This is a genomic window from Agrobacterium pusense (assembly GCF_013285525.1).
Lineage (GTDB): Bacteria > Pseudomonadota > Alphaproteobacteria > Rhizobiales > Rhizobiaceae > Agrobacterium > Agrobacterium pusense.
Window position 1 is genome coordinate 2,048,011 of sequence record NZ_CP053856.1, and the last position, 24,568, is coordinate 2,072,578.

26 protein-coding genes are annotated in these 24,568 nt (G+C 61.4%); 13 read left to right on the forward strand and 13 right to left on the reverse strand.

All coding sequences use genetic code 11. The features are described from left to right. Window positions 1-148 precede the first annotated feature (148 nt). Window positions 149-1,399 (forward strand): coiled-coil domain-containing protein, encoded by a 1,251-nt coding sequence (locus HQN82_RS10105; protein ID WP_173614852.1) that lies wholly within the window; start codon window positions 149-151, stop codon window positions 1,397-1,399. Between the two features lie 233 nt (window positions 1,400-1,632). On the opposite strand, the gene HQN82_RS10110 is transcribed toward HQN82_RS10105, so the two are convergent. Both HQN82_RS10110 and HQN82_RS10115 read right to left on the reverse strand, forming a co-directional pair. Continuing rightward, entirely contained in the window at window positions 1,633-2,487 is an 855-nt protein-coding gene (locus HQN82_RS10110; protein WP_006700333.1) for a TrmH family RNA methyltransferase, read from the reverse strand. Beyond that, window positions 2,477-2,869: a hypothetical protein gene (locus HQN82_RS10115; RefSeq protein WP_004443384.1), complete on the reverse strand. Its 393-nt coding sequence runs from the start codon at window positions 2,867-2,869 to the stop codon at window positions 2,477-2,479. Before HQN82_RS10115 ends, HQN82_RS10110 begins: the two co-directional genes overlap by 11 nt. Window positions 2,870-2,907: 38 nt before the next feature. Between HQN82_RS10115 and HQN82_RS10120 the strand changes: the two genes are divergently transcribed. From HQN82_RS10120 to rpoH, 3 genes are all read left to right on the forward strand, one after another. Beyond that, window positions 2,908-3,930, forward strand: coding sequence for an RluA family pseudouridine synthase (locus HQN82_RS10120; RefSeq protein ID WP_113380773.1), 1,023 nt, complete (start codon window positions 2,908-2,910; stop codon window positions 3,928-3,930). Window positions 3,931-4,152: 222 nt separating this feature from the next. Continuing rightward, on the forward strand, window positions 4,153-4,977 hold the full coding sequence (locus tag HQN82_RS10125; protein ID WP_173614853.1) for a class I SAM-dependent methyltransferase: 825 nt from the start codon (window positions 4,153-4,155) through the stop codon (window positions 4,975-4,977). Between the two features lie 166 nt (window positions 4,978-5,143). Further along, window positions 5,144-6,046 (forward strand): RNA polymerase sigma factor RpoH, encoded by a 903-nt coding sequence (rpoH, locus tag HQN82_RS10130; RefSeq protein ID WP_004443393.1) that lies wholly within the window; start codon window positions 5,144-5,146, stop codon window positions 6,044-6,046. Between the two features lie 427 nt (window positions 6,047-6,473). Here the strand turns inward: rpoH and HQN82_RS10135 are convergent, their stop codons facing one another. Together HQN82_RS10135 and HQN82_RS10140 are read right to left on the reverse strand one after the other, a co-directional pair. After that, window positions 6,474-8,774: a hypothetical protein gene (locus HQN82_RS10135; protein ID WP_173614854.1), complete on the reverse strand. Its 2,301-nt coding sequence runs from the start codon at window positions 8,772-8,774 to the stop codon at window positions 6,474-6,476. A gap of 70 nt (window positions 8,775-8,844) precedes the next feature. Then, window positions 8,845-10,143, reverse strand: coding sequence for an adenylosuccinate synthase (locus HQN82_RS10140; protein WP_004443399.1), 1,299 nt, complete (start codon window positions 10,141-10,143; stop codon window positions 8,845-8,847). A 242-nt stretch (window positions 10,144-10,385) separates the two neighbouring features. Between HQN82_RS10140 and HQN82_RS10145 the strand changes: the two genes are divergently transcribed. Next, a complete protein-coding gene (locus HQN82_RS10145; RefSeq protein ID WP_006700330.1) occupies window positions 10,386-11,273 on the forward strand; it encodes a DMT family transporter in 888 nt (295 codons plus the stop codon). 51 nt (window positions 11,274-11,324) lie between these two features. On the opposite strand, the gene HQN82_RS10150 is transcribed toward HQN82_RS10145, so the two are convergent. Continuing rightward, window positions 11,325-11,858 (reverse strand): transglutaminase-like cysteine peptidase, encoded by a 534-nt coding sequence (locus tag HQN82_RS10150; protein WP_042936874.1) that lies wholly within the window; start codon window positions 11,856-11,858, stop codon window positions 11,325-11,327. Window positions 11,859-12,517: 659 nt separating this feature from the next. Here HQN82_RS10150 and HQN82_RS10155 point away from each other — a divergent pair. Then, a complete protein-coding gene (locus HQN82_RS10155) occupies window positions 12,518-13,102 on the forward strand; it encodes a transglycosylase SLT domain-containing protein (RefSeq protein WP_004443407.1) in 585 nt (194 codons plus the stop codon). Window positions 13,103-13,347: 245 nt separating this feature from the next. On the opposite strand, the gene HQN82_RS10160 is transcribed toward HQN82_RS10155, so the two are convergent. From HQN82_RS10160 to HQN82_RS10180, 5 genes are all read right to left on the reverse strand, one after another. Then, a complete protein-coding gene (locus HQN82_RS10160; RefSeq protein ID WP_035211712.1) occupies window positions 13,348-13,962 on the reverse strand; it encodes an alpha/beta hydrolase in 615 nt (204 codons plus the stop codon). 251 nt (window positions 13,963-14,213) lie between these two features. Then, a complete protein-coding gene (locus tag HQN82_RS10165) occupies window positions 14,214-15,158 on the reverse strand; it encodes a VOC family protein (protein ID WP_006700433.1) in 945 nt (314 codons plus the stop codon). 160 nt (window positions 15,159-15,318) lie between these two features. After that, complete coding sequence (locus tag HQN82_RS10170) at window positions 15,319-16,395, reverse strand: siderophore-interacting protein (RefSeq protein ID WP_173614855.1); 1,077 nt, start codon at window positions 16,393-16,395, stop codon at window positions 15,319-15,321. A gap of 207 nt (window positions 16,396-16,602) precedes the next feature. Then, window positions 16,603-17,295 (reverse strand): uracil-DNA glycosylase, encoded by a 693-nt coding sequence (gene ung, locus HQN82_RS10175; RefSeq protein WP_004443416.1) that lies wholly within the window; start codon window positions 17,293-17,295, stop codon window positions 16,603-16,605. Window positions 17,296-17,313: 18 nt separating this feature from the next. Next, a complete protein-coding gene (locus HQN82_RS10180; RefSeq protein WP_004443419.1) occupies window positions 17,314-17,709 on the reverse strand; it encodes a VOC family protein in 396 nt (131 codons plus the stop codon). 247 nt (window positions 17,710-17,956) lie between these two features. Between HQN82_RS10180 and HQN82_RS10185 the strand changes: the two genes are divergently transcribed. Further along, window positions 17,957-18,313, forward strand: a complete 357-nt coding sequence (locus HQN82_RS10185; protein WP_004443420.1) for a YbaN family protein — start codon at window positions 17,957-17,959, stop codon at window positions 18,311-18,313. Between the two features lie 15 nt (window positions 18,314-18,328). Here the strand turns inward: HQN82_RS10185 and HQN82_RS10190 are convergent, their stop codons facing one another. The 3 genes from HQN82_RS10190 to HQN82_RS10200 are packed head-to-tail and all read right to left on the reverse strand — an operon-like array spanning window position 18,329 to window position 21,086. After that, entirely contained in the window at window positions 18,329-19,111 is a 783-nt protein-coding gene (locus HQN82_RS10190) for a heme ABC transporter ATP-binding protein (protein WP_173614856.1), read from the reverse strand. Continuing rightward, complete coding sequence (locus HQN82_RS10195) at window positions 19,108-20,196, reverse strand: FecCD family ABC transporter permease (RefSeq protein ID WP_022556828.1); 1,089 nt, start codon at window positions 20,194-20,196, stop codon at window positions 19,108-19,110. The genes HQN82_RS10190 and HQN82_RS10195 overlap by 4 nt, the downstream gene beginning before the upstream one ends. Then, on the reverse strand, window positions 20,193-21,086 hold the full coding sequence (locus HQN82_RS10200; RefSeq protein WP_137068944.1) for a heme/hemin ABC transporter substrate-binding protein: 894 nt from the start codon (window positions 21,084-21,086) through the stop codon (window positions 20,193-20,195). Before HQN82_RS10200 ends, HQN82_RS10195 begins: the two co-directional genes overlap by 4 nt. A 186-nt stretch (window positions 21,087-21,272) precedes the next feature. On the opposite strand from HQN82_RS10200, the gene hmuQ reads away from it, so the two are divergent. The 6 genes from hmuQ to HQN82_RS10230 all read left to right on the forward strand — a co-directional run bounded on the left by hmuQ (window position 21,273) and on the right by HQN82_RS10230 (window position 24,538). Further along, a complete protein-coding gene (gene hmuQ, locus HQN82_RS10205) occupies window positions 21,273-21,620 on the forward strand; it encodes a heme-degrading protein HmuQ (protein ID WP_004429958.1) in 348 nt (115 codons plus the stop codon). A gap of 8 nt (window positions 21,621-21,628) precedes the next feature. Continuing rightward, window positions 21,629-22,153 (forward strand): heme utilization cystosolic carrier protein HutX, encoded by a 525-nt coding sequence (gene hutX / locus HQN82_RS10210; RefSeq protein WP_173614857.1) that lies wholly within the window; start codon window positions 21,629-21,631, stop codon window positions 22,151-22,153. A 184-nt stretch (window positions 22,154-22,337) separates the two neighbouring features. Then, window positions 22,338-22,727, forward strand: a complete 390-nt coding sequence (locus HQN82_RS10215) for a hypothetical protein (protein WP_234904854.1) — start codon at window positions 22,338-22,340, stop codon at window positions 22,725-22,727. Window positions 22,728-22,879: 152 nt separating this feature from the next. Further along, window positions 22,880-23,272, forward strand: coding sequence for a DUF2975 domain-containing protein (locus tag HQN82_RS10220; protein ID WP_234904855.1), 393 nt, complete (start codon window positions 22,880-22,882; stop codon window positions 23,270-23,272). 155 nt (window positions 23,273-23,427) lie between these two features. Then, window positions 23,428-23,670 carry a helix-turn-helix domain-containing protein gene (locus HQN82_RS10225; protein WP_112765879.1) on the forward strand — a complete coding sequence of 81 codons (243 nt, stop codon included), beginning with the start codon at window positions 23,428-23,430 and terminating at the stop codon, window positions 23,668-23,670. Between the two features lie 91 nt (window positions 23,671-23,761). After that, window positions 23,762-24,538 carry a YbaY family lipoprotein gene (locus HQN82_RS10230; RefSeq protein WP_112765880.1) on the forward strand — a complete coding sequence of 259 codons (777 nt, stop codon included), beginning with the start codon at window positions 23,762-23,764 and terminating at the stop codon, window positions 24,536-24,538. The last annotated feature ends 30 nt before the right edge of the window (window positions 24,539-24,568 follow it).

Sequence of the window (24,568 nt, forward strand, 5' to 3'; positions counted from 1 at the left end):
CCCCCTCGGGGAGAAGAAACAAGCGGCAAGGTCCCGCCCACGAATTGCCAAAGGGAAACCCCTCCCCACGGTTGCAATAATAGCGTAACGTGTCTTCGCGCCCCTCTTTCCGAATGCGCGCGTATCTGAGTTTCGGAGACTGTAAAGCGTGATCGAATATGCCATTCTCTTCGGATTGGGTTTTCTCACCGCAACCCTGCTGGCCCTGTTGATCGCACCCGCGATCCACCGCCGCATCGTCGCTTATACGGAAAACCGCATACGCGCGACAATGCCCATCAGCCCGCAGGAAGTCCGCGCCCAGAAGGACATGGCGCGTGCGCTCTACGCCGCCGAAAACGCCAAGGTCCGCCAGGAACTGGAAACGGAGCGGGAAAAGAACACCTCGCTCCGCCTCGCCAACGAGGCCGCTTCCAGCGATGCTTATCGCCTCGGCGAGCAGAACCGCAGCTTTTCCCTGAAGATCGAAGAGTTGACGCTGGAGATCGGCGAATTGCGCGCCGCACTTGACGCCAGCGAAGAGCGCGCCGGCATCATCCAGGCCAACCTCTTGCAACAGGAGCAGGCTGCCAATGAGCGCGCCAGCCAGATGTCCGATCTCACCGCCCGCCTCACCAACCTGACGCGCGAACTCGATGATTCGAAAATCCTCGCCGCCACCCGCGATCTCGAAGCCGAACAGGCCAAACAAAGCGCCACACGCTTCCGAAAGGAAGGCGAGACCGTCACCCGCGAGCTTCAGGATATCGCCAGCCGCAACCGGGAAGCGATGGAAGCCGTGGCGCGCGAAAGCCGCAAGGTAACGAGGCTTGAGGAGCAACTGGCCAGCACCATTGCCAAAAACGCCGACCTCGACACGATGCTGACCCTGCGCAACCAGGAGGTCGCGCGCCTCAAGGAACAGTTGGCCGCAACCGGCGGCCGCAGCAACGACATGATCATCCGCCTGCCGAACCCCGCTGTTCCCGCCGAAAAGCCGGTCGAGCGGCAGCAAGCCGCAGCGCCGACCCCTGCCGCCACGCTCGAAACCGCGCCCGCCATCGAGAAGGACGCACAACAGACGGCAGCCCCAGAGGATGCCACCCCCGCCTCCCCGCCGGAGGAGCCGGGCGCACAGCCGGGCGCATTGGCACCGGAAGGTTTGGAACAGGAAATCGAGGATATCCGCAATCAGGGCACCGCGCTCACCGAGCGCCTGTTGAATGTGCGTGGTACCGGTAATGACGAGCCCATCCGCCGCGAAATCGCGAGGATCGCCGCCGAGATGATCGCGCTGACAGCCGCGCAGGAGGGTGAGGCATCGCCTATTCCGGGGCTGCTGGCCAAGGCGTCTGGTTCATCGGGGCGGGAGAGCCTTGCGAAGCGGGCGAAGGTGGTGATGGAGAAGCGGAAGCGTTAGGTACTCTGTGGTGTGGTTACGCCAACGTTGAGTGTGCGGCTTACCCCCCTCTGCCCTGCCGGGCATCTCCCCCTCAAGGGGGGAGATCGGCAGGAGGCCCTGACACCACTCCATTCGCAAGCGCTGAGATGGGCGAGACCCAACCCCAAGTCGATCTCCCCCTCGAGGGGGAGATGTCCGGCAGGACAGAGGGGGGTAAGCCGCAGACGCCGAAGGGGTAAAGCGGCTCTGATCTACACCCGCCCGATCACCCCCGCCATCTGATAAAGCGCCAGCCCCGAAGCCGTCCCCGCATTCAAGCTATCCAGCTGCGGCGACTGCGCAATCCGCGCCGTATGAAACCGCGACAGCACCGATTGCGGCAACCCCTCGCCTTCCGTGCCGATGACGAGCGCCATGCGTTCAGCGCGGGGAATATCGCGGATTTCGGTCTCGCCACCGGGCGAAAGGCTCCAGATCGCAAAACCGGCTGCCGCGAGCCGCTCCAGCATCTCCACTGCCCCGCCGCCGCGATGATAGGGGACCGACAGCACCGACCCCACGGAAACCCGCAGCGCCTTGCGATAGAGCGGGTCACAGCACGTCTCGTCCAGCAGCACCGCATCGGCATAAAAGGCTGCGGCGTTGCGAAACATCGCTCCGAGATTGTCGTGGTTGGAAATGCCGCAGCCAACGAGCACCAGAGACGACGCGGGAAGCGCTGCAATCATCTCTTCCAGGCCGTCATCGCGCACCCGCCGCCCGAGCGCCAGAATGCCACGATGCAGGTGGAAACCGACGATACCATCCAGCACCGGCGCTTCGGCCACATAAACGGGCACATCTTCGGGGAAATCGGAGAGAATATCCGCAACGCCGGAAAGCCGGTTGCGCAGGATCAGGATGCTCTCCGCCGCAAAGGCCCCACCCGCCTTGTGAGCGGCGGCCAGCATGCGCAGCACCACCGTACCTTCCGCAATGAACCGACCTTGCCGGCCGGTGAGATCACGCTCGCGAATATCGCGAAAGGCGGCAATGCGCGGATCGGCCGGGTCGTCGATCGAGATCAGCGCCCGGCCATCCAGCAGGTTATTGACCTCACTGGCCATCAACAGTCACGTCGGCCAGGAACCGGCCGCTGGCGACGTTGAAGACCAGCGCCTTGCGCGTGCCGTTGGCCAGCCGGCCGTAAAACAGCATGTCACCGCCGGAATAGCTGACATTGTCGATCGTGAAGCCCTGCGGCAGGCTGGCGGTGACGGCCATCGGGCCACTACCAGTGGGAACGGCGAGGTTCGGCGCTTCCGTCTGCGTCTGAACGGCCTTCGACGGCCCCATCGCCTTGTAGACAACCGCACCGAAGACAGCCATAAGGCTGATAAACATCACGGAGCCCGACACGATCTGCAAACGGATCATCTTGCGGCGAACTTTTTCCATGGCCGGATCAAGCGGCTTGTCTTCCTGTTCGTCTTGCTCGATCTGCGTCATCGGGTTCCCTGAAATGCTGATGGATCGGAAAAATAAGAATGAACGACCCCTTTAAACAAGGCGGAGACGCAAGGAAAGTCCTGATTGCCGGGGAAGACGCCGAAGGCCGCCTCGATTCCTGGCTGGCGGGCGAAGTGGGCAGCGACTTCTCCCGCAGCCGCCTGAAGGCGCTGATCGAACAGGGCGCGGTTTCCCTCAACGGCAAGCCGGTGACCGAGCCGAAAAAGAAGGTGCATCCCGGCGACCGTATCGAGATCGTCATGCCCGAGCCGGAAGACCCGGAACCCAAGGGCGAGGACATTCCCCTCAACGTGGAATATGAGGATGAAGACCTGATCGTGCTCGTCAAGCCCGCCGGCCTCGTCGTGCATCCCGGCGCCGGCAACTGGACAGGAACGCTGGTCAACGCCCTCATTCATCATTGCGGCGACAGCCTCTCCGGCATTGGCGGCGTCAAGCGCCCGGGCATCGTACACCGGCTGGACAAGGAAACGTCAGGTGTCATGGTCGTTGCGAAGAACGACAACGCCCACCGGCATCTGGCCGCACAATTTGCCGACCATGGCCGCACCGGGCCGCTGGAACGCGCCTACAAGGCCATCGTCTGGGGCCGCCCGCGCACGCTGCGTGGCACAATCGACGCAGCGCTCGGCCGCAGCGTCGACCGCACCAAACGCGCCGTCAAGCACGAGGATTCGGATGATGCCCGCGAGGCAATCACCCATTACGAGGTAGTCGAGCGTTATCACGAGCGGCCGGACGCCACCTGTCTCGCCTCGATGGTGGAATGCCGTCTCGAAACGGGCCGCACCCACCAGATCCGCGTGCACATGGCCCATATCGGCCACCCGCTGATCGGCGATCCCGAATATGGCGCGGCTTTCCGTACCAAGGCGAACCTTCTGGAAGAACCGGCAAAGGGCATCGTCGGGCGCTTTCCGCGCCAGGCACTGCATGCCTATCTGCTCGCTTTCGAACACCCCCGCACCGGTGAGGTGATGGAGTTCGAAACCGAGCTTCCAGAAGACATGGAAGCCTTGGTCGCCGCATTGCGTGCCTGAAAACGCCTGGCGCAGTTCCAAAAAACTGCGCCGCACATTTCGCCGGAAGCTTCGGATAACAAAAAAAGATTAGCGGAACGCGATATTCTGCCAACGGTCCTCTTCATAGACCGCCCCAATTTCGCTTTAATCCTCACACCTCCTTTGCCTCGCAAAGCCTTGAACCGCCGCACGTTCGAACTGCCTTGAACGGAGCCGGCACGATGACGGGATCGCGTGCGCATGACGATTAAAGACCGCCGGTTTATATTCCAGGAGCTGCGCAGCGTCGAAGGTTACATCGACCCGGGGGATGCGCTCGTCTTCAAGGCACTTCTGCAGGCGCAGACGAAAAGCGCCCTTAGTGGCGGCATCGCGGAAATCGGCGTCTATTACGGTCGCTCCTATTTCCTGCTGCGCAAATTCGCGCAGAGCCAGGAAAAGGTGCTGGGCGTCGATCTTTTCGATCTGGACCCGCCGCAAGACGGCAGCCTCGACCAGTATGAACGCCTGATGGAAAACGGCCGCCGGCTGGGTTTCACAATGGATCGGGACCTCATCATCAAGGGCGACAGCACGCGGCTGACACCAGACGACATCACGTCCCGCATCGGTCCGGCACGCTTTTTCAGTATTGATGGTGGCCATCACCTGCATCACGTGCTGGCCGATGCGAAACTGGCCATGGAGGTGATCGCGCCGCACGGCATCATCGTTTTCGATGACACCTTCAACCCCGCCTGGCCGGAAGTGACGGTGGGTGTCGCCGATTTCCTGCGCACCCACGGCCACAGCCTCGTTTGCTTCGGCATGACGAAATACAAGACCTATGTGTGCCACCGCGAATTTCACGCAACCTATGCCGGCGCGATTGCCGAAGATACCGATCTGCAGGCGCTTGCCCATGTCGAGACGCAGTTCCTCGGCGCGAAGGTGGTGCGTCTGCACAATCCGATGCGCCGACGGGTGATGTACGAGCTGATGGTACGCTCCGGCCTTGGCGGTTTTTCGGAACGAATTTACCGCTCGAACGTTAAACAGGTCAAAGAAGGGGTCGCCTCGACATAACGCATGTGTGAACGCAGCGTTCGCTTGAAACGCGGCGTGAGCGTACATATCTGTCACATGGGTTCGTGCGGGGTCGGTAACGACCCGCAGCTTACGGCGCGCCTCCGGCGGGTTATTCGCCGATCAAATAGGGTGCCGTTCCAGACCATAGATAAGGGGGTGCTTTATGGCCCGCAATAGTTTGCCTACGATTACAGCCGGCGAAGCCGGTCTCAATAGATATCTCGACGAAATCCGCAAATTCCCGATGCTGGAGCCGCAGGAAGAGTACATGCTTGGCAAGCGTTATGCCGAGCATGGCGACCGCGACGCCGCGCACAAGCTCGTCACCAGCCATCTGCGTCTCGTGGCCAAGATCGCCATGGGCTATCGTGGTTACGGCCTGCCGATCGGCGAAGTCGTTTCCGAAGGCAATGTCGGCCTGATGCAGGCGGTGAAGAAATTCGATCCGGAACGCGGTTTCCGTCTGGCCACCTATGCAATGTGGTGGATCAAGGCCTCGATCCAGGAATATATCCTGCGCTCGTGGTCGCTGGTGAAGATGGGCACAACTGCCAACCAGAAGCGTCTGTTCTTCAACCTGCGCCGTCTGAAGGGCCGCATCCAGGCCATCGACGATGGCGACCTGAAGCCGGAGCATGTCAAGGAAATCGCGACGAAGCTGCAGGTGTCGGAAGAAGAAGTCATCTCGATGAACCGCCGCCTGCATGGCGACGCATCGCTGAATGCGCCGATCAAGGCGTCCGAAGGCGAGTCCGGTCAATGGCAGGACTGGCTGGTGGACGACCATGACAGCCAGGAAGACGTGCTGATCGAGCAGGACGAACTGGAAACCCGCCGCCGCATGCTGGCGAAAGCCATGGGCGTGCTGAACGACCGCGAACGCCGCATCTTCGAGGCCCGCAGACTTGCCGAGGAGCCGGTGACGCTGGAAGAACTCTCGTCCGAGTTTGACATCAGCCGCGAGCGCGTGCGCCAGATCGAAGTCCGTGCCTTTGAGAAGGTGCAGGAAGCGGTGCAGAAGGAAGCGCTGGAAGCGGCGCGCGCCCTGCGCGTGGTGGATGCGTAAGACAGCCCGCTCATGACGCCAATGCGCTGACCATGAATCATCCTCGGCCTTCGGCCGGGGATTTTTTGTTGGTAAAAGGCGGGCGATAGGAAATGGTCTGCCCCTGAGACCCGCGAGTGTGCTGCAGGAAAACCGGTAGGAAAAATATCGATGCTTCAGAGGATGCCGCTTACCCCCTCTGCCCTGCCGGACATCTCCCCCACAGGTGGGGAGATCGGCAAGACGCGCTACCGCCGCTTCATCCTCGACCGTTGAGTTGGTCGAGACCCTCGCGGTATATCGATCTCCCTCCTTGTGGGGGAGATGCCCGGCAGGGCAGGGGGGTGAGCCGCACCCACCAACATCCCCGAAATCCATCACCTGACACAGCAAAGACACCGCCGTAGCCATGTAAAGAAAAGGGCGGCCTGAGCCGCCCTTTCAATCCTTATTGACCGCCCGTCGCCGGCGCTGATGCCGCCCATTCGCTGAGCGCCTTGTCGAAAGCGGCGATGCCGTCATTGCCCTTTTGCAGGGTCAGCAGCGCACGGCGGCCATTGCGGTAGGACACCGGAATATCGATCCAGTTGCGACTCTTCAGAAGCTCCAGATTGGTCTTCATCGCATCCGGGAAGTCGTTGAGCGCGATCATGTGGAAATCGTCGGTGATTTTGGCCGGAACCGCGATCAGCGCGTTGCCGCGATCCTGCTCGGTGCTCTTCATCGCAATACGCTGGACGCTGTCGATCGCGCCGCCCTCAAAGCCGGGCGAAACCGAGAAGACGATTTCGATCAGATGGCTCGCCGGCAGCGACGGATCGGTGTTGCGCTTGAAGGTGATCAGCGCGCTGAGGCCACGGCCGGGAACGGTAATCTGCCCCTGCACGGTAGGCGAAGGCTTGCCTTCGGCATCATTTTCCTGCTGCAGCGACCAGGACACGCTGCCCTGAATGGCGGTCGGAACCGTCTGGCCCAGCACTTCCTCATAAAGGAACATGCGGTCGCCGGAAGCCGCGGCGGCAGGTTGCTGTCCGGCAGGTGCGCCAGCCGGTGTGCCGGCAGGTGCACCTGTATTGCCGGCCGGGCTTTCGCCTGCCGGCGGAGGCGCAACATTCTGCTCGTAGACCGACTGACCTTCCGCCGTGACGGGCTGGCCGTTGGCGCCCGGCGCCTGGCCCTCGTCACGCTCGGTGCCATCGGCCAGAAGCCGCTGGGTGAACTTTGTGCCGGTAACCGAACCATCATCGCCATGCGACTGGTTCGGGTGGTTGTTTGGTGTGGCCGTCGGTTGCTGCTGGCCAGCCGCAGGCGGCTGCTGGGTTGCGGGCGGCGTGGTGGGCTGCGTCTGCGCCGTCTCCGGCGAAGATGTCTGGGTACCACCGTTCTGGGCAGAATTGACCAGCCCGCCGACCATGTCGTTCAGCGCATCGCGGTTCAGCCAGAAGGCATAACCACCGCCGGCAAGCAGCGCCACGCCCACAAGTGCCAGCACCACGGAGGCATAGTTGCGGCGCGGCTTCTTCTTGACCATGTAGGCAGGCGTTGCCGCAGCCGCGCCGAGGCCGGGCGTTTCATCCGAAGACTGGCGGGTGGTGGACAACGCGCCGTCGTAACCGATCAGCTCGTCCAGATCATCCCAGGGCGTACGCTCCCTGTTGTCCTTCGCCTGCGCCTGATCGCCGAAGGGATCGTTATCGGCACGCGGCAGGACGGGGGCGTCTTTGGCGGGAATGGCGATATCCGCATCCTGAAAATAGGACGAGAAATCTTCCACGACGGCCTTTTTCGGAGTGGCCTCCTCGCTCTGTCGCTGCTCGGACAACTCGTCCCGGGCGCCGAAAGCCGGCGTCTGGCCGAACCGCTGATCCGCATCGTCCCGCCTTTCGGGATCCAGCGTCACTTCCGGTTCCTGATAATGATGCGCGGGATAATCGGCAACGAGCGGATGCTCATCCGCCTCGGCGCGCCTGTCGGCATAATCGTCCGCCGCGCGCAGGTCCTCGTCCCGCGCCTCATCCAGCTTGCGCCAGTCATCTTCATCCACCGGCTGCGCCCAGTGGGCCGGAACGGACGCATCCTCTGCGAGCGGTGCGGTTTCGAATTCACGATCATGCTCGTCGGCCGAACGATAGGCCGGCTCTTCTTCCGCACGGGTGAAATAGGTTTGATGCACCTCGTCGGAAGCGACGGGCGATACCGGCGCCACGGGCGTGGGCGCCTCATAAAGCTCTTCCGGCTCGGCTTCGCCATGCTGTTCTACGCGCGGCTGTGGCTCAGCGTAAACCTGCTCATCCCGCTCGGCTACGGGCGTTTCACGGCCAGGTTCTTCTTCGGTGGCCTGCTCTTCGTAGACCGGCTCGCGCTCGTCGGCCTCGACGGGGGCGGGCTCTTCATAAACCTGCTCCTGCTCTTCGTGCGTAACAGGCTCGGCGGCATGCGCCGCGCGGTCGTCTTCTTCGATTTCGTGCTGATGGTAAGGCGCGGCCGCGTCTTCCGCGACGGGGGAGAACGCGTCATCCTCCTCCAGCGCCGGAAGCGCCTCGGCATATTCGCTGTCCACCTCGGCAATGGCGGCGTCCAGCTTGGCGATCTGCCGGCGCAACAATTCTTCCGGCGGACGTGGCTTCATATTCTCGAGCTGGCGCACAACCGCACTGCGCGCCTTGTCGTAAACCTTCGCCCGGTTTTCGGGAGTATTGTTCGCCAAGCCATCCACGGCCTTGCGAATGACTGCTACAAAATCCGCCATAAGCACTTTCTCGTCGTGACCGGCGACGTACCGGCCCGATATGGTTTATGAATCTAGATCGCCGAGGACATTAATCCTCAAACGGATCAGTCACAAGTATGGTGTCGTCACGCTCGGGACTTGTCGACAGAAGCGCAACCGGCGCCCCGATCAGTTCCTCCACCTGCCGGACGTATTTGATTGCCTGAGCAGGCAAATCCGCCCATTTTCGGGCACCGACGGTAGATTCTTTCCAGCCTTCCAGCGTGATGTAGATCGGCTCGACACGCGCCTGCGCGCCCTGGCTGGCCGGAAGATGATCGATTTCCTGCCCGTCAAGCTTGTAGCCGACGCAGATTTTCAGCTCATCCAGACCGTCGAGAACGTCGAGCTTGGTGAGCGCAATGCCGGTAATGCCGTTGGTGGCGACCGACTGGCGCACCAGCGCGGCATCGAACCAGCCGCAACGGCGCTTGCGGCCCGTGACGGTGCCGAATTCGTGACCCTTTTCGCCCAGGAACTGGCCGATTTCGTCATTGAGCTCGGTCGGGAACGGGCCTTCGCCGACGCGCGTGGTATAGGCCTTGGTGATGCCGAGAATATAGCCCAGCGAACCAGGACCCATGCCCGAACCGGCAGCGGCCTGGCCGGCAACCGTGTTGGAAGAGGTCACATAGGGATAGGTGCCGTGGTCGATATCGAGCAGCGAACCCTGCGCGCCTTCAAACAGGATGCGGGCACCGGCGCGGCGCTTCTTGTCGAGCAGCAGCCACACGGTTTCGCTGAACGGCAGGATGCGCTCGGCAATCGAGCCCAGCTCTTCCATGATCGTTTCATGCGAGACTTCGGCCGCACCGAAGCCGCGACGAAGTGCGTTGTGATGCGTAAGGATACGATCGACCTTGGCGGAAAGCGCCTCCATGTCGGCGAGATCCATGACGCGGATAGCGCGGCGGCCAACCTTGTCTTCGTAAGCCGGGCCGATGCCACGGCGTGTGGTGCCGATCTTGGTGCCGCTGTTGGAGGCGGCGTCCTCGCGCATGCCGTCCAGTTCACGGTGCAGCGACAGAATGAGCGTGGCATTGTCGGCGATACGCAGGTTTTCCGGGGTAACCTTGACGCCCTGCGCTTCCAGACGGCCGATTTCGGCGATCAGCGCATGCGGGTCGACGACGACACCATTGCCGATGACGGCGAGCTTTCCGGGACGCACGACGCCGGACGGCAGAAGCGAAAGCTTGTAGCTGACACCATCGATGACAAGCGTGTGGCCGGCATTGTGACCGCCCTGGTACCGCACGACGACATCTGCCCGCTCGGACAGCCAGTCAACAATCTTGCCTTTACCCTCGTCGCCCCATTGCGAGCCGACCACCACAACATTCGTCATTTCTTGCTTTCCTGCTCATGGCGCCTGCGCGCCCGATAACCCGATGGGAAACCCAAACCCGCGAATGTATACTGTGTTGTTTTACGGAAAGCGACCCTGTTTCTTATGGAGAATTTTGCTTTTTCCGTGACAAGCTGCGGATTTCCCGCATTATCTCGCCCCGTGGGCGGCCAAGCGCGGGTGCAAGGCCGCCGCTCACCCCTCACCGTTTTCCCGCCCTTATGAAGAAGCGAAACATCAGCGTGCCTTCGAAAGCCTATATCGCCCTCATCATCGCCACGCTCTGCTGGGGCGGCAACACCGTTGCCGGCAAGCTCGCCGTCGGCCACATCAGCCCCATGGCCTTCACCTTCCTGCGCTGGGTCTTCGCCGTCGCCATCATCTTTGCCATTTCAGTGCCGCAGTTGATCAAGGACTGGCCGGTGGTGAAAAAACGCCTGCCCTATTTCTTCGTGCTCGGCAGCGTCGGTTACACGGCCTTCAACGTATTTCTCTACACCGCCCTGCAGCACACCTCGGCCATCAATGCCGCCGTCATACAGGCCGGCATTCCCATGGTCATTTTTGTTCTGAACTTCATCCTGTTCCGTACCCGGGTGCTGTTCGGCCAGATCGCCGGTTTCTGCCTGACCATTGCAGGCGTGGCGCTGCTCGCCTCGCATGGCGATCCGGTCTCGCTGCTGCAACTGGAAATGAATGTCGGCGACGCCGTCATGCTGCTCGCCGTGCTGGTTTATGCCATCTACACGGTGATCCTGCGCTGGAAACCCACGGTCGACTGGCGGACACTGATGGCCATCCCCGCCTTTTTCGCACTGCTTACGTCTGTACCGCTGGTGTTCTGGGAAATGTCGCGCGACAGCGTCGTCTGGCCGGATCAGAAGGGCTGGGTGCTGGTGGTCTATGCCGCCATTTTTGCGTCACTCATCGCACAGATCCTTTACATCAAGGGCGTGGAACAGATCGGCGCCAATCGCGCCGGCCTGTTCATCAATCTGGTGCCGGTTTTCGGCACGTTGCTGTCGGTCGTCGTGCTCAGTGAGACCCTGCACACCTACCAGATCGCAGCACTCATCATGGCGCTGGCCGGCATTGCCGTGGCGGAACGAAAAAAATCGCCGGCTTCCTGAACCCACAGGGTCAGAAAACCGGCGCAGTCTGGCAGGCATGAAAGGATGGGTTTAAAGCGCGGTTTCGCGCTCGACCGGAGAAAGGACCGCATTGCCAAGGACGATATCGCCCTTATCGGTGGTGACGATCAGCACTTTTTCGAGCGATCCGTCATTGTTCAGCGAAAAGGCAAGGCGCAACGCACTGGAAGACCAGCCAGCGCCGGCAAGGGCGGCGCGCTTGATCGCGGCGCAGTCACCGCAATCCCCAAGGTTTGCAGAAGGCGTTGCCGGAAGATCGGTTGCGAGACCGGAAAAATAATCGTCGAGCGCGCCCATGGTGGTGTTCACATCGCGGTTGACGCGCAACAGTTCCTCACGGCGCTCGGCCGTCAGCGGCGCCGCGATGGTCGAAACGCATTGACCGGCGGAAAGGACGCAGCCATCGAAACCATCAGGTGCGGAAACACCAATCTGCGTAACGGCGGACTTCTCGACGGCGGCAAAACCGCGGGCAAAACCGGCAGCGCCAGCCGCGTCGGCATGGTTGGACATGGAAGCAACGGCAATTCCGCAGATGGCGGCAGCAATAATCTTCTTCAGCATTTTCATACCCCGTTTTGCGATCCGCCGGCTTATGCCGGTCTCGATTTAGTTGTGGAGCGTCTCTTTCAAGGGACGCTCTCCGTCTGTGATCCCACAATGGCACAACACTGTTTTCAGCCGCTTTAAGCCGATTGCTACAATTTTACCGGTTTTCATTTTTGTACAGCGGGCGCGATTTATGAACATGCGCCGGTATCGTCGCCGCGGATTCCGCGGCAACGTCGGGAAGAGCAAAAGGGGCCGCATCGCTGCGGGGGTATCAAAGGGTGGTAGAGGGTATTGCAAACGATGCAGCCCCTGCTTCAAACACATGACCCGCCCGCCAAACCGGTTCCTGTTTGGAGGATGGGCATATGCCGGCCGCCCTGACCGTGACATCGGGAAACTCCCCGGTTTAGGCCGCCTGCCCCGCCCATCCTGCGCCGCGCGCACGCCTGATGACCGGTATGGGCAAAGTATAGTCTGGCTGGCAGCACCGGGGACGCGCGGGGATGACGCATTCCGAAAAAAGGCGCCGGGAGGCGGTTTCGCCCATCCCGGCCACAGGAATTTTCAGCGGGTTAACGACTGCCCGATCGGCGGCATTTGAATTAACCTTGTCTTAAAACCCGACGTTAATGGTTAGCAATTTAAGAATAACGGAACGAAAGGGTTCCGTTATGCGTGGCGTATTTGCCGTTGTTTTCCTGATGCTCGTTCTCGCCGGCTGCGCCACCGCACCGTCGCAGGTGACCAATGCCTGTGCGATTTTCGAGCAGCGCAACGGCATCTTCAACAATTGGCGGCGTGATGCGAAAGCGGCAGAACGAGAGTTCGGCGTGCCCGTGCCTGTCATGATGGCGACGATCTATACCGAATCCGCCTTCCGCCCTTATGCGCGGCCTCCGCGCACCAAGCTGCTGGGCTTCATTCCCTGGAAACGGCAATCGACGGCCTATGGCTACGCCCAGGCACTCGACGGCACATGGAGTGTTTACCAGCGAGAAACCGGCCGCTGGTCGGCAAGCCGCACCGATTTCACCGATGCCATCCACTTCGTCGGCTGGTATCACGCCAAGAGCCGCCGCGAAAACGGCATTGCACTGAACGATCCCTATAACCTCTACCTTGCCTATTATTCCGGCCATGCCGGTTATGCGAAGGGCAGCTGGCGCAACAATTCAGCCGTCCAGAAGGCTGCCCGCCGCTCCGCCAACATGGCGTTGCGTTACGAGGCGCAGTTGCAGCAGTGCGGGTATCGTTGAGGCTGGGCGGGACGAGGCTGGTCTAAGGATTACTTGACGGAGCAGTAAATCCCTCCTCCGTCATCCTCGGGCTTGACCCGAGGATGACCTTGAGTTTGGGCGAATGCACATCATCCGCGCCCCGTCACCCCGGACTAGATCCGGGGTCCAGTGCGATCAAGTCCTTGATCGCGAAAGACTCTTTTCACGGCACAGACGCGCCGTGGCTGGATGCCGGGTCAAGCCCGGCATGACGGAAGACAGCATCACTCCCCGTAAACCGAGAGAAATTCCCGCACGGCATCAATCTCGCTGGAGCGAATTTCATGCCCGCCCGGATGCCATACCGTCTCCACGGCTCCACCCTGCGCCTGAAGGTTCTGTTCCAGCGCCTTGGTCAGCGGCACCGGGCAGATCGGATCGCGCTCACCCGCCGTGATCAACACCCGGCGCGTGGCTTTGGCAGGGGAAATCTTCGGCTCGAACGGGATGAGCGGATGCATCAGCACTGCGGCATCGAAAAGCCCGGGCTGTTCGATCAGCACATTGGCGAGAATATTTGCGCCATTGGAAAAGCCGAGACCGATGACCGGACCGGCCTGATATTGCTCCCGGTTGGCCTTGACGAAATCGGCAAGCTTCCCGGTAGCCCGGGCAAGATCGGCCATGTCGTACACACCCTCGCCGGTGCGGCGGAAAAACCGCGCCGCGCCGTGTTCGGAAACATCACCGACAGGCGAGAGGATGGTTGCCTGCGGCAGGAGACGCGAGCCGAAATCGAAGAACTGGTTTTCATCACCGCCAGTGCCGTGCAGCAGGACGAAAAGCGGTGCACCGACAGCACCGGCGCGGGACTTGTGGAAATAGCTGTCCTTGGTCATCGAAAAATCCTTTCTGGAAGGAGAGGTTCAGTGGCATCCACGCGGCTTTTTCAGCCGAACGGAGCATTCCCATGTGGAGCAAGTGCCGCTTGTTTCTTCTTCCCGAGGGGAGAAGTCCGCGGCAGCGGGATGAGGGGGCGAGGGTGCGGTCTATCGCTGGCGTTGCCCCCCTCATCCGTCCCTTCGGGCCACCTTCTCCCCGCAGGGGAGAAGAAAGACGCGGCAACATCCTGCCAAAAGCCATCGAGCGATTAAGCGGCCTTCTCATCCCCCAGCGGCTCCAGATGCTCTTCCAGCACGGAGCGCAGATGCGCATGCTGGGTCGGCAGCTTCAGCGCCTCGCCGAGATGGGCGGTGTCCTCGTCGCGGTCGAAACCCGGCTCGTTGGTGGCAACTTCAAACAGCACGCCGCCCGGCGTGCGGAAATAGATCGCCCAGAAATAATCGCGGTCGATGACGGGTGTCACCTGATAGCCGGTGTCCATCAGCGCCTTGCGCACCTCCAGCTGCTTTTCGCGGTTTTCGACCGCAAAAGCGATGTGGTGCACGGAGCCAGCACCCAGCCGCGCGCCTGATATATTCGGCATGGTTTCGATGTCGATGACATCGGCACCGTTGCCGCCGGGCATACCAAGGCGCAACACGCCGTCCTGACGGTCGACTTCCTGATAACCCATGAATTTCAAAAGCTCGGCCGTCGCACCTTCATCGCGAAGTCGCAGCGACGCACCCTGAAAACCATGGATCGCCTGATCCTGACCGACGCCATTGCCGATCCACTGCGCACGGTTGTCATCCCTGACCTCGACCAGCGCAAAACCGTCACCATCGGGGCCTGCGAAATGCAGGCGCTTGTTTCCAAAGGCTTCGTCGGCCTTCAGGCCATCCACGCCGGCCTTCGAAAGACGCTCCTGCCAGTAGCCGAGCGACCCGTCCGGTACGGAAAACAGCGTCGTGCCCACTTCGCCGGTGCCGGGACGGCCGCGGGCGATATGTGGAAACGGGAAATAGGTCATGACAGAGCCGGGCGTGCCGACTTCATCGCCATAATAGAGATGATAGACATCAGGCGCGTCGAAATTGACCGTCTTCTTTACCCGGCGCAGGCCGAGCGTATCGGTGAAAAAACTGTTGTTCTGGCGCGCGCTCGCCGCCATGGATGTGACGTGGTGCAGGCCCTTGATCTGGTTGAGCATGATAAACCCCTTCTTGCCTGGCGGGCCGCATGGTTGGGCCCGTCCTCTTCATGGCGTAAAGATGGGGTAACAGTGCACTCGGGCACAGAGTGGACAACGGGAACGGATTGTTCCCGAATGGTGAACGATAAAACCGACTGTTCAACGACCGATGGGCCAGTCAATGATCGTCAGCGACACCCAGGCTCCAGTAACCGACCGCGCGCAGAGCAGCTTTCGGCACGGAAATCTCGTCGGTAAGGAAGGATTTTGCCGCCCTCGCCTCGGATTTTTCGCAGGCGACAAAGACATGCAATCCTTCATGGTCTCCGCTCCAGGCATGGTCGCGCAGCGCTTTTTCAATAAGGCCGGCGGTGCCGGCGGCCTTGCCGCGACGATAGAGCCATGTCCACTCGACATTTGCCGCGCAAACGATTTCCTGCCGCTCGGCTTCGTCATCGATCTCGGCATAGACGCTGAGCTTCTTCCCGGCCGGCATTTCGGCCGCCATGCGCAGCATCACCGGCAGCGCCGTCTCATCGCCGGCAAAGACATAACGTTCGGCCTCCGGGCAGACACCGCTCGGGCCGATGATGCCGAGAACATCGCCGGGCCTGGCCGTTGCGCCGAATGTCGCGCCCGGCATGTGGTCACCCTCATGCATGACGAAATCGATATGGACTTCACCGCGCGCGATATCGCCGGAACGGATGGTGTAGACGCGGCGCGTGAGAAGATCCTCGCCCGCCGGCCAGACGATGGCCCCGGTGGGCGCAAGATAAGGCCAGACCGGCGCTCGGGCCTGATCCGGGACCAGAAGCAGCCGCACATGCATGCCGCCCATCATCAGCCTTTCAATGCCGCTTTCGACGGAAACCACCAGCCGGCGCATATGCGGCGTCAGATTATAGGCGCGGGCAATCTTGCCGACGAAAAGATTGGGCAGTTCGCGCTGCTGCGCGCCATGGCCGCTCCAGCGGAAATCCAGCCCCGTCTCCCCGGAAAACTCGACAATATGCTCGGCCACCATGGCCTTGACCGACATCAATATATGTTCGGAAATGCAGCTGACGCTTGCGGCGAAACGACCGCCTTCTGCGCTGAAACGGCCATGGCCGTATTCGGTCTTGAACCGAACCGTCGCGCCTTCGCGCTCCATCTCCATATGCTCGGAAAAATGATCCTCGAAAGCATCGACGATCGACAGCGGATCGGGCAGTGAGACGGAGGTTTCGGCAGACAGGAGAGACACGGGCATAATCCTTCACTTCATAGTCTAGTATTCTTTAGACCGGAGGTTGCCGCGCGTAAAGACATTTTAGTTTTGAATTCCGTCATGCCGGACATGATCCGGCATCCAGCCAGCCCAAGTCTTTGGGCTGAAAGGACTCTTCTCGCCGCGCAGACGCGCGTCGGCTGGATTCCGGCTCACGGCCGGAATGACGGAAGTATATGCAGGGAGGGCTTACACCGATTCCGGCAATTGCCAGTCGATCGGGTCGCGGCCATGGGAGATGAGAAAGGCATTCGCCTTGGAAAAATGGCCATTACCGAAAAAGCCGTTATGGGCGGAAAGCGGTGACGGGTGCGGCGAGCGCAACACCAGATGTTTGCGCTGGTTCACAAAGGCCGCCTTCTTCTGGGCATAGGAACCCCAGAGCAGGAAGACGACATGGTCGCACTCGTCGTTGACGGCGCGGATGACGGCGTCGGTGAATTTTTCCCAGCCCTGCCCCTGATGCGAGGCGGCGCGGGCCTCTTCCACCGTCAGCACGCTGTTGAGCAGTAGCACGCCCTGTTTCGCCCAGCTTTCCAGAAAACCATGGCCGACCGGGCGAATGCCGAGATCGGCCTGCAATTCCTTGTAGATATTGACGAGCGAGGGCGGGATGCGCACGCCGGGCTGCACGGAAAAGCACAGTCCATGCGCCTGGCCGGCGCCGTGATAGGGGTCCTGCCCCAATATGACGACCTTCACCTCATCGAGCGGTGTCAGATCGAGAGCGCGGAAATAGTCCGCGCCCTTCGGGAAGATACGCTTGCCGGCTGTCTTTTCCGCAAGCAGGAACTCTTTCAGCTTTTGCATGTAGGGGCTGGCAAATTCTGCGGAAAGCACGCGCTTCCAGCTGTCTTCGAGTTTAACGCCTGCCTCTGCCATGCCTGCCTCCATCAGAGCTTATTTGAACCGGTTGCCGCGCTGCAGCACTTCGATCTTGTAACCATCGGGATCGCAAATGAAAAAATATTTTGCGAAAGGCTGGCCCTTGTAATCGGCCTCGATGATCTTGCCGGGGGAAAGCCCGATCTCGTTGAAGCGCTGATGCTCGGCGTCAACATCGGCGACGCTGACGGCGAGATGGCCATAACCGTCGCCCAGCGCATAGGGCACTTCGCGGCCGCGGTTGACGGTCAGCTCCAGCTCGAAATCGCCCTCGGCATTGCTGAGATAGATCAGCGTGAAATTCTCGAACTCGGCGCGTTCCGCCACTTCAAGCCCGAAAGCCTGTTTGTAAAATTCCACCGAACGCTTTTCGTCCAGCACCCGGACCATCGAGTGGATCAGCTTGGCCATGGTGTTTTCCTTCTTCTTCCTGTTGACGGCCCGGTTATGCTCCGGGCATCGCGGCCAAGGGGATAAAGACAGTGTGCGGCGCTTTCAACCCTAAAGGCGCGACACAGGGCCGGGGAGAACGCAGATCACGGCAAATGTGATGGCAAAAGCTGCCGGTTTCCGGTGCGGTGGAGCCTGCGGCAACGGGACCCATCCTTTTCGGCCCACCGCTCTATCCTGAGTGGTAAAGTCATGATACCGGCTAGGAATGCGCCTTTTATACCTCTGTCTTGGCTGGCTTATGGTCGCGACCGGCATTGTCGGCGCGTTTCTTCCCGTTTTGCCCACCACGCCTTTTCTGCTTCTGGCGCTCTGGTGTTTTTCCCGCTCCTCGCCAAAACTCGAGGCGTGGCTTCTCGCCCATCCCAGATACGGCCCTTCCCTGCGGCGATGGCGCGAACGCGGCGCAATAGCCCGCAAAGCCAAGATCGCGGCGCTTTCGGCCATGTCCGTCAGCTACGCCGCTTTCTGGTTCCTGAGCGAGCCGCCGCCGTTGCGCGCAGCCGTCGTCGCCGCCGTCATGCTGGGCTCCGCGCTCTTCATCGCCACCCGCCCGGAAAATTGAGGCGGAGGACAGCCCCTATCGGTGGCGAGACTGCGGAAGTACGTAGGGAATATGCCGCGCCGGCAGCCGGCCGACGACACCACCAATGCCATAGACCCTTGCAATGGTCTCATCGCTGATCGTTTCCAGCGATGGGCCACTGGCCGTCACCCGGCCGCCATGCATGACGATAAGTTGATCGGCAAATTCCGCCGCCAGATTGAGATCGTGCAGGATGGCGAGAACCAGCCCGCCGCCGCTTGCAAAATCCCGCGCCGTTTCCAGCACGGCGATCTGGTGGCCGATATCGAGACTTGCGGTGGGCTCGTCGAGGAAGAGCGCCCTTGCCTCGCCATTTTCAACCGGGTTCGGTACCTGCGCCAGCGCCCGCGCAAACTGCACCCGCTGCTGCTCGCCGCCTGAGAGCATATTGTAGGACCGCTGTTCGAAACCGCGCAGCCCGGCCTTGGCAAGAGCCCGGCGGGCCTGCTCTTCCGGCGCACGCGACCCCTGCGCGACCGCCCCCATCCGGACGATTTCGAGCGCAGTGAAAGGGAAGGCGAGCTGGGTGCTCTGGGGCAGCACGGCGCGGAGCCGCGCAAGCTGGACCGGCGTGAACACCGGCAGGTCGACATCATTATAGGTCACCAAACCGGCCTGAGCGCGCATCTCGCCCGAGAGAACCTTCATCAGCGTGGATTTGCCGGCACCGTTGGGACCGATGATGACATTGACCTTGCCGGGTTTCAGATCGACGCTGACTTCATCAAGCAGCCGACGGCCGGAGCGGATGAGGGTAAGGTTTTCGGCCCGGATCATGACATGTTCCGCATGGAAAAACCGCCGCGTCCCAGCAGCAGGAACAGAAAGACCGGCGCACCGATGAGCGCCGTGACGACGCCGATCGGCAGTTCCGCCGGTGCGGCCACCGTGCGGGCGAAACTGTCGGCCAGCAGCAAAAGCGCCGCCCCGCCAAGGGCGGAGGCCGGCAACAGGAAACGATGCGACGGGCCGATGGCGAGGCGAAGCAGATGCGGCACGACGATACCGACAAAGCCGATGGAACCCGCCGCCGCCACGCTCGCCCCGCAGGCGGCGGCAACGGCCAGAATGACGACCCGTTTCAGCCGCTGCACCGGTATTCCCATATGGAAGGCGGCCGCATCCCCGAGGATCAGCGCATCCAGCCCGCGCGCGACGAAGGGAATGATGGCGAGAACGACGATGATGAAAGGCAGGGTGGCCAGTACCTTGGCGGGCGTTGCCCCGCCGAGAGAACCGAGCGACCAGAAGGTGATGTCGCGCAGCGCCCGGTCATCGGCGACGAATATCATCAACCCGGTCATCGCACCGCTGATGGCCGCCACCGCAATGCCGGCCAGGATGAGTGTGGTGGTTGAGGTCGCGCCGTCCTTCGTGGCGATCAGATAAAGCACCCAGGTGTTCAGGAGCCCGCCGAAGAAGGCCATGATCGGCAGGAAGTGAGGGCCGAAAAACAGCGCGACCGTGGCAAGCGCGCCTTCCCCTAGCGAAATGGCGGCGACAGCAAAGAGCGCAGCGCCCGAGGTGACGCCGACAATACCGGGATCGGCCAATGGATTGCGGAACAGGCCCTGCATCATCGCCCCTGAAACAGCGAGTCCCGCGCCGATCAACATGCCGAGGGCCGTGCGCGGCAGGCGCACCGCCTCGAGAATGATCCTGTCGCGCGCATCGAGCTGATCCGCGCCGCCGGTGAGATAGGCAAGGAGTTCGGAGATGCCGACGCCCGTGGGTCCGCTGATCAGCGATACGCCACAGGCAAACAGCAGGATGCCGACGAGCACGACAAGGGCAACAACTCCCTGACGGGATCTGTCGCCCGCAACGCTGCCCTCGGTCGAACTCAAGACGGCTAGGCTCACGGCTTCACCACATCAGGATAGAGCTTGTTTGCCAGCTCCCGGCCTGCAGCGGGCGTGCGGGGGCCGAAACCGATAAGATAAAGCCCATCCATGCTGATGAGCGCCTTGCTGGCGGCAGCGGGTGTAGACTGGAACGCGGGAAGGGCGAAAGTCTCATCCGCCTTGGCGGCGTGGTCGCCGCGCGCCATTGTGAGCACCACGTCGGGCGCCGCGGCAATGACCGCCTCGTCCGTCAGCGGTTTGTAACCGGTAATGTCCTCCGCCGCGTTGATACCCCCAGCCATTTCGATGATCGCCGCCGCCTCAGTATCCTTGCCCGCCGCCATGACGCGGCCACCGGCAGTGGAAAGCACGAACAGAACGCGTTTCCGGCCCTGTTCCGGCACGGCGGAGACGTCCTTGGTGAGCGCATCAAGCCCCGCCCTGGTCTCGGCAGCCAGCGCCTTCGCCTTGTCCGAGAGCCCCACGGCCGCACCGACATCCTCGATCTTTTTAGGGATTGCATCGCCGCTCGGCGGCGTATCGACGGTGACGAAAGGCACCGCGCTGGCTTTCAGGATGGCGATGACGTCCGCGGGGCCTGAGCCGTCTTCGGAGAGAATGAGATCGGGTTTCTGCGACAGGATACCTTCTGAAGACAGTGCCCGCATATAACCGACGTCAGGCTTTGCAAGCGCATCGGCCGGATAGCTGCTGGTGCTGTCGCGCGCCACGATACGGTCTCCTGCACCCAGCGCATAAAGGATTTCCGTAACCGTACCGCCCAGGGCAACGATGCGTTTAGCCTCCGGATTACCCTTGTCCGAAGCCATGGCGGCCGGCGCGGCAAAGGCGATTGCGGCGGGCACGAGGGCGGCGAAAACAAAGGAACGAAAACGGGAATTCAACATGGCGTTATCCTGAAAAACGGCCCGGCGCAGGTTCACCCGCGCCACTAATCTTGAGTTATTTACACATGTTTATACGCCGCGCAATCGATAAGTGGAGTATTTTTGTTCGCTTTGGCGTGAACCCCTTCCCAACCCCGTCCGCGGACGATATCCTGACTGAAACAGGCAACTTAAAGGGAGACTTTCATGTTTATCGCAATGAACCGCTTTCGCGTCGTGCCGGGTTACGAAGACACATTCGAATCCATCTGGCGCGAGCGCAAATCGCATCTGAGCGAATTGCCGGGCTATATCGAATTTCACATGCTGAAGGGCCCGAAGGCGGACGACCATACGCTTTATGCATCGCACACCGTCTGGGCCACCAAGGACGATTTCCTTGCCTGGACGAAATCCGAACAGTTCCGCGCCGCCCATGCCAAGGCCGGCGAAAACCGCGGCAAGGTGGAATATCTCTCCGGTCCGCATTTCGAAGGTTTCGACGTCATCATCCACGAAGACAAGAATGGCGAGCGCCGTTCGATTGCCGCCTGAGGCTACCGATGAGCATTGCAGTCCAAAAGACGAACGACGACAGGCGGGCACGCGCCGCCGCCGCGCTCGCTGAAAAACCTGATGGCATCGTGGAGGCCATCGCCGCCAAGGCCGAGGTGACGCCGGCCGAGATTTTGGCGATCCTGCCGGAAGGTGCGGCCGTTTCCGCTGCCGCCGATCGCTTCGATGCGATCTGGAACGAGATGCGCAGTTGGGGTGAAATCCTGATGATCGTGCAGACCGGCGATATCGTGCTGGAAGTGCCAGGCCATCTGCCGGAAGGCAGCGAAAGTCACGGCTGGTTCAACATCCACGGCGACAGCCCCATCGGCGGTCACATCAAGAAGGACAATTGCGCCGGCATCACCTTCGTCGACCGCGGCTTCCACGGACGCCGCTCCTGTTCCGTCTGGTTCATGAATGCCGCCGGCGGCGCCATGTTCAAGGTGTTCGTCCGCCGCGACGAGAACAAGGAGTTGCTGGCCGAACAACTGGCGAAGTTCGAAGCGCTGCGGAACGGTTTCCGCGGCTGAGCAGGTACGAGGCTGCCACGTCTCCGTGGCAGCCTCTTCCGGCAACGATTGCCCAGCCATGGACCAACGCTATCCTAGGATAAATAATTATCGTTTTACAATAATAAATATTGCAAAATCGATGTCCCTGATCAAGATTGGCCACCGTCGGCCGATCCAGCCGCTATTTGAAAAGGGAATTTCGATGATGAAGACATTATTCACCGCCGCCGGGATGAGCCTGTTGCTGCAGGTCTGCCTTGTCTCGCTCCCCGCGCAGGCAGCAGGCGGTCAGGACCCGGCCTCCGCGGAACGCGCACTCAGAACCGTTCTTGAGGAAGCCCGCAGCGGCAACCTGGACCTATCGCGATTTGAAGATGATATCGTGCCCGATGTCCGAGCCAATGCAGGCGCGGTCTCCGGTGAAATTAGGCGCCGTGGCAAAGTGACGGCCGTGCAATATCTCGGAAGACAGGCGACGGAGGCAGGCGATCTCCACAAATTCAGGGTCACCTTCGAAAAGGGCCAAATGCTCTGGTCGCTCATTCTCAACACGCGCGGTCAGATCGCCAATATCGACATGCAGTCCCACTGAACTCCATCGTGTGTGCGGGCGGGATGCAAAACGCCCCCGCCGGCATATCAGACCGACCCTTCCAGACCAGCAAGACGGCCTGCGGCCTCGATTGACGTTATAAATTTATCGCCTTACATGAATTGAAGGACAAAAGACCATCGGATCACCTGATGACCCAGCCATCTACCAGCCGCCGCATCGCCCGTGTCAGTCGTATCTTGACATGGTTTTCCGTGGTTTTCGCGGGCACCCTTGTCGCGGCTTACTTCGCCATATGGGCGGATACGCAAGCCCTTCGAACGGTGATTGAAGGCCAGATCCTACCGCCTGCCACGCCATACCTGCTCACCGACGTGGTACGTATTGCCGGATTTGTCGTAGGGCTCCTGCCGCTCATGGCTGCGCTGAGCGGCCTCTGGTTTGCGGTCCTTCTTTTTCGGCTTTTTGAAAGGGGCGAAATCTTCACGCCGACATCAGGCAAAAGGCTGATCCAGGTCGGTATCGCGCTCGCTGCCCTGCTGCCGGCGCAGATCGTCATGACCGCGCTGCCTCCTTTCTGCTGACGATGGGCAATCCGGTTCCGAGCGTCCTCTTTTCCTTCGAGAGCACCCAGATGCTCGTTGGCTTTGCGGGTGGGTTGATGATCGTCGTTGGCTGGGTGCTGGGTGAAGCGACGCGCATCGCCGATGAAAACCGCGAATTCATCTAGGAAACGCCCGTGCCGATCATCGTCAATCTGGATGTCATGCTTGCAAAACGGAAGATGCGTTCGAAGGAACTCGCCGCCCGTATCGGCATCACGGAACAGAACCTTTCAATCCTGAAATCCGGCAGAGCGAAAGGCGTGCGCTTCGAAACGCTTGAAAAGATCTGCGAGGCGCTGGATTGCCAGCCCGGAGACCTTCTCGAATACCGGCATGGCCCCTCTGCCGTCACGGATGACGCGGCGAACGAGACCTGATGTCGGCGGGAGCCTTTCGGTTCATCGCACGTTCAGTGCCGTTTTTTATCATCCGGTTCAATTCCACCGGAACCAGCACGGAGCAAGCACCATGACCGACCACCAGCCCCTTCTTTCGCGCCGCAGTTTCGCCGGTCTTCTCGCGCTTGCCCCGCTCTTTGCGGCAGGCGGCGCGGCGGCGGCACCGGCGAGCCTGCGCGGCAGCGTCTCCTATCGCGAACGCATCGCCCTGCCGCCGGGCGCAACCGTTACCGTGCGCCTGATCGATGTGTCGCTGGCGGACGCGCCGTCACAGACGATTGCCGAAACCACCATTCGCCCGCGCGGCCAGGTGCCGGTGCCCTTCGTGCTGCGTTATGACGACCGCGACATCCGTGGCCGCCGCTCCTATGCGCTGAGCGCCGAAATCCGCGACCGCGACCGGCTGCTCTTTACCACCACCCGGCGCTATTCCGTCCTGACCGGTGGCCGCGACGATACCGATCTCGTGCTGGAGCGCGTCGGCGCCGGCCCGGGCCGCCCGGAGCCGGAAGCCGGTATCGATGGGCGCTGGCTGGTCGAGGAAATCCGCGGCGAGAGGGTTCGCGGCCGCCGGCAGGCGACGCTGGAAATCTCCCGCGAAGGCCGCGTTTCCGGAAATGCCGGCTGTAACGGCATTGGCGGTGAAGTGAAGATCAACCGTAACCGTGTCGATTTCGGCCGGATGATTTCCACCCAGATGGCCTGCGCGCCAGACATCATGCGCCAGGAGCGGCAGTTCATCGAAGCGCTGGAAGGCGCCCGCTCCTTCAGGCTGGAGCCGCGCCGCGGCGCGCTGGAACTGCTCGACGGCCGCGGCCGCACGGCAATGCGCCTGCGCCGCGCCTGAGATTGGCGACCGCCCCGGCAAAACACCCCG